We start from the raw sequence: 12,827 nt of genomic DNA, 5'->3' as shown, positions 1-12,827 counted from the left end.
GCGGCGGGCGCGCAGGGCCAGGCTCAGGGCCAGCACCGCCTGTGGGTCGTCCAGATCGGTGCCGAGAAGTTCACCGATACGGGCGAGCCGGTTGTACAGCGTCTGACGGTTCAGGTGCAGCTCGCGCGCCGTCTCAGCCTTGCGGCCCGCATGTGCGAGATAGGTCTCCAGCGTGGGCAGCAGCGGCGGGCGCGAGGTGCGGTCGTGATCGCGCAGCGGACCGATCGCCCGCTCGACGAACGCCGCCAGATCCGGATGGTCGCGCAGCCGCCAGAGCAGCAGATCGATGTCGAGGCGCCGGGCGTCGTACCAGGGCCGGTCGCTGAGCCCCTGCGCCGCGGTGGCCGTCTCCGACGCGTGCCGGAGCCCCGCACCGGCCGTCGCCCAGCTGCCCGCCACCCCGACCACCACGACCGGGGGATGGGAGCCCGCCCGTTCCAGACCGGCCCGCTCGACACCGGCCCGCAGCGCCGCGGCGACCCGGTCGGCCACCGCCGTACGCTCCGTCTCGGTCCGCAGCGCCAGCAGCAGCGGCACCCGGCCCTCCACCGGCCGCACCCCGAGCAGCACCGGGACACCCACCGAGGACAGCTCCTCCAGGACCGCGCGCGCCAGCAGCGCCCAGTTGCCGGACGGGGACAGTTCGGGGGCCAGCCGCATCACCACGGGCAGCAGGGGCATCTCGCCCGGCTTGAAGCCCAGCACCCGGGCCTGCGCCGGGGCGTCCTCGGGGGCGATCCGGCCCTCCGCCAGATCCGTCAGGAAGTCACCGCGGCCGCGCGCCGCGAGCTCCTCCTCCTGGCGGGCCTGCATCAGCACCACGGCGAGCAGGCCCGCCGCGCGCTCCGCCGCCATCCGGTGCACCGTCACCAGCGGCCCGTCCACGGCCAGCAGGACCAGCCGGGCCCGTACCGAACCGGTCCCCGGACCGCCGCCCGGCACATCCGCCAGCACCGCGCCGACGGGCGGCGACTCACGGGCCGCCCGGCCGCCGCGCATCCCGTCCCAGACCTGGAGCGGATCGGCGGAGACCGGCCCGGACTCGGGGCCCGCCGCGTACAGCAGCTGGCCGTCGGCCGTCTCCAGGAACACCGGATTGGCCGTGAAGTCCGCCAGGATGCCCAGCACCTGGGGTACCCCGCCACCGCCGAGCAGCGCCTGAGTGCAGCGCCGGTGGACCTCCTCGGCCTGCTGGAGGAGTGCGTAGTGACCGTTGACGATCTCGGTGTGGATCTCCTCGGTCACCGTCACGAACGGCACCTCGCGGTGCAGCTGGACCAGCGGCAGCCCGGCGGCGCGCGCGGCGTCCACTATCGAGGCGGGCAGCCTGCTGAAACGCGGACCGAGCTCCACCACCAGGGCGGCGATGCCGCGGTCGGCGAGCCTGCGGACGAACGCACGCTGCTCGGCGGGGCGGGCGCCGAGCCCCAGACCGGTGGTGAGGAGCAGCTCGCCGCCCTTGAGCAGCGAGGCGATGTTGGGGACCTCGCCCGCGTGCACCCAGCGCACCGTACGGCTGAGCCGGTCGGCGCCGGACACCACTTCCGGGAGTCCGCTGCGCAGCCCCGGCAGTTCGAGGGCCCGCTGAACGGTGATGCCGCCTTGGGTCTCCACTGGCTCTGGCCTCGCGCTTCGGTCGGGTCGGATCGGGCGGACGCCCTGATCAGGAAGGTACCGGCCCCCGGCGCTGTCGGCGGCGTCGGGGCGGCGCGGCCCCCCGCCGCCGTGCTGACCGGACGGGCCGCTGTTGACAGTGGCCGGAGCCGCTGCGATCTTGAAAATCCTGTGCGGTGCGGGCACTCGGGCCCGTACCCCGGGGACTGGGGGAACAGTGGACGACGACGTACGGCCCCGCGCGGACCGGCCGGATCAGCACGATGCCGGAGCAGCCGGCCGGGAGACGCCCGTGACCGGGCCGCCCGTCCGGCTGCCCGGCCCGCTCGTCGGCACCGACTGGCTCGCCGAGCGGCTGGGCACGCCCGGACTGCTGGTGTTCGACGCCTCGGTCGGCGCGCACCGGGGCGCCGGGCAGCGGATTCCGGGGGCGCGGCCGTTCGACATCGACGGTGCGCTCTGCGACCACTCGGTCCCGCTGCCCCATGCGATGCCGGACCCGGCCCGGTTCGCCGAGGAGCTGCGCTCGCTGGGCCTGCGCACTGCTGACACCGTCGTCGTCTACGACGGGGCGGGCATCTACTCCAGCCCCCGGGCCTGGTGGATGCTCCGGGCGATGGGCTTCGACCGGGTGGCCGTGCTCGACGGCGGTCTGCCCGGCTGGGCCGGGGCCGGCCTGCCGCTGGAGAGCGGTGCGCCCGCGGCCGCCGCGGAGCGGGGTGACTTCACGGCCGCGCCGCGTGCGGGGCTGGTCGTCGGCGCCGACGAGGTGGCGCAGGCGCTGGCCGACCCGGCGGCCGCCGTGTTCGACGCCAGGTCACGGGAACGCTTTCTCGGTACGGCCCCGGAACCGCGTGCGGGGCTGCGCGGCGGCCATATGCCGGGGGCGGTCAACCTGCCGTTCGGCGAGGTCCAGCGCGCGGGCCGGATGCGCCCGGCGGCCGAGCTGCGCGCCGAGTTCGGCGCCCTGGCGGGCGACCGGAGGCGGCTGTACTTCAGCTGCGGATCGGGTGTCACCGCCTGCGTCCTGGCGCTGGGGGCGGAGCTGGCCGGATACCGCGAGCCGGCCGTGTACGACGGCTCCTGGAGCGAGTGGGGACTGCCCTCGGAGCGGCGCCCCGTCGTGACGGGACCGCGGAGCGCCTGACAGCCCGGACCGGCCGGCCGGTCCGGTGCGCGCCTCACCGGCGCCCCGGACCCGCTGCGGTGAGCCCTCCGGCACACCGCAGCGTCGCCGTCAGCCCACGTACGCCCCACTCGCCGTCAGCCGCAGTGCCGTGTCGATCAGCGGCACATGGCTGAACGCCTGCGGGAAGTTCCCCACCTGGCGCTGCAGCCGCGAGTCCCACTCCTCGGCCAGCAGGCCCAGGTCGTTGCGCAGGGACAGCAGCCGTTCGAAGAGCTGGCGGGCCTCGTCGACCCGGCCGATCATCGCCAGGTCGTCCGCCAGCCAGAACGAGCACGCCAGGAACGCACCCTCGTCGCCCTCCAGGCCGTCCACACCGGCGCTGTCGCCCGTGGTGGGGTAGCGGAGCACGAAGCCGTCCTCGGTGGACAGCTCCCGCTGGATCGCCTCGATCGTGCCGATGACCCGCTTGTCGTCGGGCGGCAGGAAACCCATCTGGGGGATCAGCAGGAGGGAGGCGTCCAGTTCCCTCGACCCGTAGGACTGGGTGAAGGTGTTGCGCTCCTTGTCGAAACCGCGTTCGCAGACGTCGCGGTGGATGTCGTCGCGCAGCCCGCGCCACTTCTCCAGCGGCCCCTCCGCGTCCCCGGCCTCGATCAGCTTGATCGTCCGGTCGACCGCCACCCAGGCCATCACCTTGGAGTGCACGAAGTGCCGGCGCGGCCCGCGCACCTCCCAGATGCCCTCGTCCGGCTCCTCCCAGTGCTTCTCCAGGTACTCGATCAGCTTGAGCTGGAGGCCGGTGGCGTAGTCGTTACGGGTCAGCCCCGTCATGTGCGCGAGGTGCAGTGCCTCGGTGACCTCGCCGTACACGTCCAGCTGGAGCTGGCCCGCGGCGCCGTTGCCGACCCGGACCGGGCCCGAGTTCTCGTAACCCGGCAGCCAGTCCAGCTCGGCCTCGCCCAGCTCCCGCTCGCCCGCGATCCCGTACATGATCTGCAGGTTCTCGGGGTCGCCCGCGACCGCCCGCAGCAGCCACTCGCGCCAGGCACGGGCCTCCTCGCGGTAGCCGGTGCGCAGCAGTGAGGAGAGGGTGATCGCGGCGTCACGCAGCCAGGTGTAGCGGTAGTCCCAGTTGCGGGAGCCGCCGATGTCCTCGGGCAGGGAGGTGGTGGGCGCGGCGACGATGCCGCCGGTCGGTGCGTACGTCAGGGCCTTCAGGGTGATCAGCGAGCGGACCACGGCCTCGCGGTAGGGCCCGTGGTACGTGCACTGCTCGACCCACTCGCGCCAGAAGTCCGCGGTCGCCTCCAGTGAGCCCTCCGGGTCCGGGAGCGCGGGCGGTTCGTGGTGCGAGGGCTGCCAGCTGATGGTGAACGTGATCCGGTCACCGGGGGCGACGGTGAAGTCCGAGTACGTCGTCAGGTTCTCGCCGAAGGTCTCGGCCGTGGTGTCCAGCCAGACCGAGTCGGGTCCCGCGACGGCGACCGTGCGGCCGTCCACCTTGTGCACCCACGGAGTGACCCGTCCGTAGCTGAACCGCATCCGCAGCTCCGAGCGCACCGGCACCCGGCCGCTGACACCCTCCACGATCCGGATCAGCTGGGGTGCGCCGTCACGCGGCGGCATGAAATCGGTCACCCTGACCGTGCCGCGCGGCGTGTCCCACTCCGATTCCAGGATCAGTGAGTCGCCGCGGTATCGGCGGCGGTCCGCGGACGGCGGTTGTGCTCCCTCGGCGCGGGCCGGTCCGAGGCGCCAGAAGCCATGCTCCTCGGTGCCCAGAAGTCCCGCGAAGACGGCGTGTGAATCGAAGCGGGGCAGGCACAGCCAGTCGGCTGTGCCGTCCCGGCAGACCAGGGCTGCGGTCTGCATGTCTCCGATGAGTGCGTAATCCTCGATGCGCCCGGCCACGTGCATCTCCAGTCGAACGGCCATGTCGCCCCGTAGGGCGCTTACTGCGGGTCAAGAGGTCGTTGCTAGGGGTTGATGTGGGGGAACCTGCGAGCTCATACCTCGCCCGGAGCGAGTGTCCGAGCAGGATACGACGCACCCGGGTGATCCGCGCGACGGTCTTGACAAGAGAGATGAGCCGAACGGGTGCGGCGTGAGAGACATGCGGTGATGGTGTGTGGTGACTGTGTCGGGTGTGGCCGGAAGCAGGCTCCCCTCGTCGCTGTTACCCTGGTAGCCCGTGGACCGGTGGTCGTCTAGCGACAGCAGACGAGGCCCCCGAACCGCAGCGACGGCGCCTCCGGAAATCTCCGGACGGCAACGCCGGTACGCACCTCACGATCGCGACCACGGGAGCCCCCTTTGGCTATGCAGCCCACATCCACGACGACCAAGCACATCTTCGTCACCGGGGGTGTCGCCTCTTCCCTCGGCAAGGGTCTGACTGCCTCCAGCCTCGGTGCCCTGCTCAAGGCGCGCGGCCTTCGGGTCACCATGCAGAAGCTCGACCCCTATCTGAACGTCGACCCGGGCACGATGAACCCCTTCCAGCACGGAGAGGTGTTCGTCACCAACGACGGCGCCGAGACCGACCTGGACATCGGCCACTACGAGCGCTTCCTCGACGTGGACCTCGACGGTTCCGCCAACGTCACCACCGGCCAGGTGTACTCGCAGGTCATCGCCAAGGAGCGGCGCGGCGAGTACCTCGGCGACACCGTGCAGGTCATCCCGCACATCACCAACGAGATCAAGCACCGCATCCGCCGCATGGCCACCGACGACGTCGACGTCGTCATCACCGAGGTCGGCGGCACGGTCGGCGACATCGAGTCGCTGCCGTTCCTGGAGACCGTCCGCCAGGTCCGCCACGAGGTCGGCCGGGACAACGTCTTCGTCGTGCACATCTCACTGCTGCCCTACATCGGTCCGTCCGGTGAGCTCAAGACCAAGCCGACCCAGCACTCGGTGGCGGCGCTGCGCAACATCGGTATCCAGCCGGACGCGATCGTGCTGCGCGCCGACCGCGAGGTGCCGACCGCGATCAAGCGCAAGATCTCGCTGATGTGCGATGTCGACGAGGCCGCCGTGGTGGCCTGCCCCGACGCCAAGTCGATCTACGACATCCCGAAGGTGCTGCACTCCGAGGGCCTGGACGCCTACGTCGTGCGCAAGCTCGACCTGCCGTTCCGGGACGTGGACTGGACCACCTGGGGGGATCTGCTGGACCGCGTCCACAACCCCGACCACGAGGTCACCGTCGCCCTGGTCGGCAAGTACATCGACCTGCCCGACGCCTATCTCTCGGTCACCGAGGCCATCCGGGCCGGCGGCTTCGCCAACAAGGCCCGCGTCAAGGTCAAGTGGGTCGCCTCCGACGACTGCAAGACCCCGGCGGGCGCCAAGAAGCAGCTCGGTGACGTCGATGCCGTCTGCATCCCGGGCGGCTTCGGCGAGCGCGGCGTGATCGGCAAGGTCGGCGCCATCCAGTACGCCCGTGAGAACAAGGTGCCGCTGCTCGGCCTCTGCCTCGGTCTCCAGTGCATCGTGATCGAGGCGGCGCGCAACCTCGCCGAGATCCCCGACGCCAACTCCACCGAGTTCGACGCCGCCACCTCCCACCCCGTCATCTCGACGATGGAGGAGCAGCTGGCGTACGTCGAGGGCGCGGGCGACCTGGGCGGCACCATGCGGCTCGGCCTCTACCCGGCGAAGCTCGCCGAGGGCTCGCTGGTCCGCGAGGCGTACGACGGCCAGCCGTACGTGGAGGAGCGTCACCGCCACCGCTACGAGGTCAACAACACCTACCGCGCCGAGCTGGAGAAGAAGGCCGGTCTGGTCTTCTCCGGCACCTCCCCGGACAACAAGCTCGTCGAGTACGTCGAGTACCCGCGCGAGGTCCACCCCTACCTGGTCGCCACCCAGGCGCACCCGGAGCTGCGCTCCCGCCCGACCCGCCCGCACCCGCTGTTCGCGGGCCTGGTGAAGGCGGCCGTCGCGCGCAGGACGGGCGCCGCGGCCGAGGGCACGCCGGGCAAGTAACGGCACCCCCGCAGGCGTTACGGTTGACCGGGGTACGCGTCCTTCGAGGACGGGTGCCCCGGTCACTGTTTTTTGTGGGAGGACGTAGATGGGTTTCCAGGACACGCCCGAGGAGTGGCCGGTCACCGCGACCGAGACTCCGTTCCGGGGCAACAAGACCAGCGTCCGCACCGATGACGTCGCGATGCCGGACGGCACGGTCGTGCGCCGCGACTACCAGGTCCACCCGGGCTCGGTCGCCGTGCTCGCACTCGACGACGAGGGCCGCGTCCTGGTGCTGCGCCAGTACCGCCACCCGGTGCGTCACAAGCTGTGGGAGATCCCGGCCGGACTGCTCGACGTCCCCGGTGAGAACCCGCTGCACGCCGCGCAGCGCGAGCTCTACGAGGAGGCGTACGTCAAGGCCGAGGACTGGCGGGTGCTGACCGACGTCTACACCACGCCGGGCGGCTGCGACGAAGCCGTACGGATCTTCCTCGCCCGGAACATCTCCGAGGCGGACGGTGAGCGTTTCGAGGTCTCCGAGGAGGAGGCCGACATGGAGCTGGCCAGGGTGCCGCTCCAGGACCTCGTACGAGGCGTGCTCGCCGGGGACCTGCACAACAACTGCCTGGTGGTGGGAGTGCTGTCGCTCGCCGCGGTGCTCGCGGGCGACGGGGTCGAATCGCTGCGGCCCGCCGAGGCGCCCTGGCCCGCCCGGCCGTTCGAGGCCTGACGGACCGTCGGTGATCCCGGGGAGCCGCCGCCGCGCGGCCGCTCCCCGGGATCACCCGGAGTTCTCCCGATCGGAAAAAATGCTGATCCGATCGAGGGATGTATCCGCCGCGCTCCACCGGATTCGCCCACCCGCCTGAACTACGCTCGGAATGCCCTGACCGGAGTCCCGGCGGGCGACGCGTGCAGCGAAGTGGAGCGTGGCCCGTGACGGATCAGGCGGTGGACACCAGCGGCCCGGCCGAGGCAGCGGGGACCGAGGAGCCGGCCGTCGTCGAACCAACCCAATTCTTCGGGCGCGAGCGCGAGTTGAAGGAGCTCCGGGCCGACATCGAACGGGCCGGACTGGACACCATGGCCGGCCGCAAGAGCGGCCGGGCCCGGGTCCTGCTGATCGCCGGACGCCCCGGTTCCGGCCGCACCGCGCTGGCCGGCGAACTCACCCGACGGCTGCTCGGCACCGGCGACTACCCCGACGGCCTGCTCCGCGTCCGGCTCACCGAACCCGGCGGCGCCCCGGTCCCCACCGAACGCGCCGCCCGGGACCTGCTGGGCCAGCTGGACGTGGTGGGACCGCCCGGCGCGGACGAGGACGAACTCTCCGAGATGGTGCGCGAGGCCCTCGCCGTACGCCGGGCCCTGCTCCTGATCGACGACGCGCCGGACGCCGGACAGGTCGACCCGCTGCTCCCGGACAACCCGGACTGCCTGGTCGTCGCCACCGCGCAGGGCCCGCTGACCGGTATCCCCGGCGTCCGCCCCTGCACCATCGGCGGACTGGAGGCCGGGCCGGCGGTCCAGCTGCTCGCCCGCACCATCGGACAGGTCCGCATCACCGTCGATCCGCGGACCGCCGAGACGCTGGCCGAGGAGTGCGGAGGTCAGCCCGCCGCACTCGTCATGGTCGGGGGCTGGCTGGCCGCCCACCCGACGGCCTCGGTGGCCGACGTCACCAAGCAGCTTCGGGAACTGCCGGACGACGCCGAGCAGTCCACCGGCGCCCGTCCGCTGGCCCGCGCCTTCCGGCTGATCCACGACTCACTGCCGCCGACCGCCGCCCGGATACTGCGACTGCTCTCCCTCGCCCCGGCCGGACTCGCCGACGCCCACACCGCGTCCGCGCTGGCCGGCTGCTCCGTCTCGGCCGCCCAGACCACGCTCGACGACTTCGTGCGGCTCGGGGTGCTGCGCGGCGACGGGGCCGGCCGGCCGCAGTACGAGGTGCCCGGCTGCCTGGCCCCGCTGCTGCGGGCGCTGCTGGAGGACCGGGACCGGCCGGGCGAGATCCAGCTCGCGCAGGCGAGGATGCTGGAGCGGACCGTGCGCCGGCTCCAGTCCTGCCGTGCGGTCACCGAACCCGAGGGCTCCCCGGCCCGGCGCAGACTCGCCGGGCTGCCGCGCTCCCTGCGCTTCCCGGGCCCCGAGGCCGCCGCCGAATGGCTGCGGATCCGCCGCCCCGCACTGCTCGCCTCCGCCCGGATCGCCGTGGAGAACGGTGAACTCGACACGCTGGCAAGGCGGTTGGTGGCCGCGCTGGTGCGGGCGCTGGCGGTGCACGAAGGCACCGAGGCGGCCGCGCCCGAGCTGTACGGACTGCACGGTCTGGTGCTGGCGGTCGCCGAGCGGCGCGAGCTGCCGCGCGAACGGGCGGCGGCCCTGCTCAACCTCGCCGACCTGGACGCCGGGACCGGCCGGACCCGGGAGGCGCTGGCCCGCTACCGGGCCGCGCTGGATGCCGGACGGGCCGCGAAGGATCCGTACGCCACCGGACGCGCGATGGAATCCGTAGGCGGTGCCTACGCGGAGCTGGGGGACTTCCACCGGGCCTCCGACTGGTACGGCCGGGCGCTCGCCCAGCGGCTGACCCAGGGCGAGAAGGCCGACGAGGCGCGGCTGTACGGGCGCCTCGGCACCGTCCACACCTACTCCGGCCGGTACGGCGAGGCGCTGCGGAACTGGCGGGCCGCGGCGGCCGGCTACCGCAGGCTCGGCGATCTGCTCGCCCAGGCGCGGGCGCTCAGTGAGGTCGCCCGGGTCCAGGAGTACGCGGGCCGTCCGCAGGAGTCGTTGCAGACCTGCCGGGAGGCCGTGGAGTGGGCGCGGCAGGCCAAGGACGTACGGCTGCAGGCCGCCCTTGAGCTGCGGCTGGCCGACACGCTGGACCGGCTCGGTGACCCGGCAGCCGCGGCACTGCACCGGGGTGCGGCCGACAGATTGCTGGGCGAGAAGAGTGCAACCTACGAAATCCGTAGTGCGGTGACGGAAAATTAATGCTTTGTAAGGCTAGACAGCGGGAAGCCCTTCATTAGACTGGCTCTGCCGCGGGTGTTCGCGGTGTCTCCATTTACGCTGCGTATATCCGGGTATGTAGTGCCATGTCCGGGTAACCCTCTGAGTCAAGGACCGTGATCGACGTGAAGGTCGGCATCCCCCGCGAAGTCAAGAACAACGAGTTCCGCGTGGCGATCACGCCTGCCGGTGTGCACGAGCTCGTCCGTCACGGCCACCAGGTCGTCGTCGAGGAGAGCGCCGGGGCCGGCTCCTCCATCACGGACGAGGAGTACGTCGCGGCCGGGGCGCGGATGCTGCCCACCGCCGACGAGGTCTGGGCCACCGCCGACCTGCTGCTGAAGGTCAAGGAGCCGGTCGCCGAGGAGTACCACCGCCTCCGCAAGGGCCAGACCCTCTTCACGTACCTGCACCTCGCCGCCTCCCGCGCGTGCACGGACGCGCTGCTGGAGTCCGGCACCACCGCCATCGCCTACGAGACCGTCGAGACCGCGAACCGCGCGCTGCCGCTGCTCGCCCCGATGTCCGAGGTCGCGGGCCGGCTGGCCCCGCAGGTCGGCGCGTACCACCTGATGCGTTCGGTCGGCGGCCGCGGCGTGCTGCCCGGCGGTGTCCCGGGTACGGCGGCCGGGCGGGCCGTCATCATCGGCGGCGGTGTCTCCGGCTGGAACGCCACGCAGATCGCCGTCGGTCTCGGCTTCCACGTCACGCTGCTCGACAAGGACATCAACAAGCTCCGCGAGGCCGACAGGATCTTCGGCACCAAGGTGCAGACGGTCGTCTCCAACGCCTTCGAACTCGAGAAGGCCGTCGTCGAGGCGGACCTGGTCGTCGGCGCCGTGCTGATCCCCGGCGCGAAGGCCCCGAAGCTGGTCACCAACGAGCTCGTCGCCAAGATGAAGCCCGGAAGTGTACTTGTCGACATTGCAATTGATCAGGGTGGCTGCTTCGAGGACTCCCACCCGACGACGCACGCCGAGCCGACCTTCATGGTTCACGACTCGGTCTTCTACTGCGTCGCCAACATGCCGGGCGCGGTGCCGAACACCTCCACGTACGCCCTCACCAACGCGACGCTGCCCTACATCGTGGAGCTGGCGAACCGCGGCTGGGCCGAGGCGCTGCGCCGTGACGCCGCACTCGCCAAGGGGCTCAACACCCATGACGGGCAGGTCGTTTATCGTGAGGTGGCGGAGGCGCACGGCCTCGCCCATGTCGAACTGAGCGCGCTCCTCGGCTGACGGCCCACCGCCTTCCGAAGGGAGTGGCGGGGGCGCTCTTCCGCTTCCCGTCAACCTCGTGCGTCCGGCCGGACCTTGCCGAGCAAGGTCCGGCCGGAGGCGTGTCGGGGCTCTTGCGGGCCCCGCGCAACTCGCCTCGAACGTAACCCTTTAACCGATTCGTGCACCCGTGAAGAGTGTGCCCGGAGGGCTGCGCGCCCTTGACAGCGGGGTGTTCGATTGCCGACACATCGGGCCGGGTCCGGCGGATTGTGTTGCTGCGGACCGGTGACACGCCATAGAGTCGCCAATCGTCGGCATGGTGCCACGCTGACCTATCGATAAGTTTCCTGGTCACGTCCAAGGAGGTAAGACGACTTGTGAATGAGTCGACATTTACTCCCGGGGGTGTTCATCCAGGGATGCCTGCACGGGGCCAGAGCCCGAACGGGCTGGAGGCTGTCGGCTCCGTCGCTGTCCGCACCTTCGCCACCCACCAGCACATGACGACAGCCCCCCAGATGATGGACGGCCTACACGTGAACGCCATGGCCGGCAACGAGAGTGGCCGGGACACCGCCCACTTCGCCGACTTCGACGCGGCGCCCCAAGGGCGCTTCTACGACCCCGACGCCGAGTACGAGCCCGATCCGGAGTACGCGGCCACTCTCGCGCCCGACGCCGCCCGGCAGCGCCGCGAGCGAGTCGGCCCGACCGGCCGGCCCCTGCCCTACTTCCCGATCCCGGGCCCGCTGACCGATCACGGCCCCGCGAAGATCATCGCGATGTGCAACCAGAAGGGCGGCGTCGGCAAGACCACGTCGACCATCAATCTGGGTGCCGCGCTCGCGGAGTACGGACGGCGTGTCCTGCTCGTCGACTTCGACCCGCAGGGAGCCCTGTCGGTCGGTCTCGGCGTGAACCCGATGGAGCTCGACCTCACCGTCTACAACCTGCTCATGGAGCGGGGCATGGCGGCCGACGAGGTCCTCCTGAAGACCGCCGTGCCCAACATGGACCTGCTGCCGAGCAATATCGACCTGTCGGCCGCCGAGGTCCAGCTGGTCAGCGAGGTGGCCCGGGAGTCCACCCTGCAGCGCGCCCTGAAGCCGCTGATGGCCGACTACGACTACATCGTGATCGACTGCCAGCCCTCGCTGGGCCTGCTCACCGTGAACGCCCTGACGGCCGCGCACAAGGTCATAGTGCCGCTCGAGTGCGAGTTCTTCGCCCTGCGAGGTGTGGCGTTGCTCACCGAGACCATCGAGAAGGTCCAGGAGCGGCTCAACCCCGAGCTGGAACTCGACGGCATCCTCGCCACCATGTACGACTCCCGTACGGTGCACAGCCGCGAGGTCCTCGCGCGTGTCGTCGAGGCCTTCGACGATCACGTGTACCACACGGTGATCGGGCGCACGGTCCGCTTCCCGGAGACCACGGTCGCCGGCGAGCCCATCACCACGTACGCCTCCAACTCGGTCGGTGCCGCCGCCTATCGCCAGCTCGCCAGGGAGGTGCTCGCCCGGTGTCACGCCGAGTGAGTCTGCCGGGGGCCGACGAACTGTTCCGTACCACCGGGGGGATGGGGCTGCAGTCCTCCTCCCCCGCGGAGCGGCGGCGCAAGGCGAACGGCGAGGCCCGGGTGCCCGCACCGGCCGGCGAGAGCGATTCCGGGGCCGACGCCCCGGGGACGGGCTCCGAGGCCCCCGCGGGAACGGCTCCCTCCGCGCAGGAGGAGCACTCCGCGGCCAGGGCCGACGCGGGCGATTCGCGCAGCCGGGGCGCTGAGAACGACCGGGTCGCGGTGGCCGCACAGGCCGGGCGCCGCCCGCAGGTGCCGTCCTCGCAGGAGCCGGTTCCCGCGCCCG

The 12,827-nt window shown here is 71.7% G+C and carries 8 protein-coding genes and 1 pseudogene; 7 read left to right on the top strand and 2 right to left on the bottom strand.

Annotated features, from left to right (window positions below; all coding sequences use genetic code 11):
- The coding region (locus tag J1C73_RS09050; RefSeq protein ID WP_207315874.1) for a PucR family transcriptional regulator at positions 1–1,614 on the bottom strand (1,614 nt) is incomplete at its 3' end.
- A 292-nt stretch (positions 1,615–1,906) separates the two neighbouring features.
- Between J1C73_RS09050 and J1C73_RS09045 the strand changes: the two genes are divergently transcribed.
- A complete protein-coding gene (locus J1C73_RS09045; RefSeq protein ID WP_307797634.1) occupies positions 1,907–2,761 on the top strand; it encodes a sulfurtransferase in 855 nt (284 codons plus the stop codon).
- 90 nt (positions 2,762–2,851) lie between these two features.
- Here the strand turns inward: J1C73_RS09045 and J1C73_RS09040 are convergent, their stop codons facing one another.
- Entirely contained in the window at positions 2,852–4,654 is a 1,803-nt protein-coding gene (locus J1C73_RS09040; protein ID WP_207315876.1) for a glycoside hydrolase family 15 protein, read from the bottom strand.
- Between the two features lie 408 nt (positions 4,655–5,062).
- Here J1C73_RS09040 and pyrG point away from each other — a divergent pair, with 408 nt between their 5' ends.
- From pyrG to J1C73_RS09010, 6 genes and pseudogenes are all read left to right on the top strand, one after another.
- The gene (gene pyrG / locus J1C73_RS09035) at positions 5,063–6,736 is read left to right on the top strand and encodes a CTP synthase (RefSeq protein WP_207315873.1); all 1,674 of its coding nucleotides are present in this window, start codon (positions 5,063–5,065) and stop codon (positions 6,734–6,736) included.
- Positions 6,737–6,824: 88 nt separating this feature from the next.
- A complete protein-coding gene (locus tag J1C73_RS09030; RefSeq protein WP_207315872.1) occupies positions 6,825–7,451 on the top strand; it encodes an NUDIX domain-containing protein in 627 nt (208 codons plus the stop codon).
- 206 nt (positions 7,452–7,657) lie between these two features.
- Entirely contained in the window at positions 7,658–9,721 is a 2,064-nt protein-coding gene (locus tag J1C73_RS09025) for a tetratricopeptide repeat protein (protein ID WP_207315871.1), read from the top strand.
- A 143-nt stretch (positions 9,722–9,864) separates the two neighbouring features.
- Complete coding sequence (gene ald, locus J1C73_RS09020; protein ID WP_207315875.1) at positions 9,865–10,980, top strand: alanine dehydrogenase; 1,116 nt, start codon at positions 9,865–9,867, stop codon at positions 10,978–10,980.
- Positions 10,981–11,381: 401 nt separating this feature from the next.
- On the top strand, positions 11,382–12,500 hold the full coding sequence (locus J1C73_RS09015; protein WP_207315870.1) for a ParA family protein: 1,119 nt from the start codon (positions 11,382–11,384) through the stop codon (positions 12,498–12,500).
- Positions 12,497–12,827 (top strand): annotated as a pseudogene (locus J1C73_RS09010) (hypothetical protein); the annotation flags it as partial. The gene J1C73_RS09015 and the pseudogene J1C73_RS09010, both read left to right, overlap by 4 nt.

The sequence above is a fragment of the Streptomyces laculatispora genome, from assembly GCF_017353455.1.
Lineage (GTDB): Bacteria > Actinomycetota > Actinomycetes > Streptomycetales > Streptomycetaceae > Streptomyces > Streptomyces laculatispora.
The sequence above is the reverse complement of the archived record's forward strand: the minus strand, read 5'-3'. Positions and strand labels throughout refer to the sequence as shown.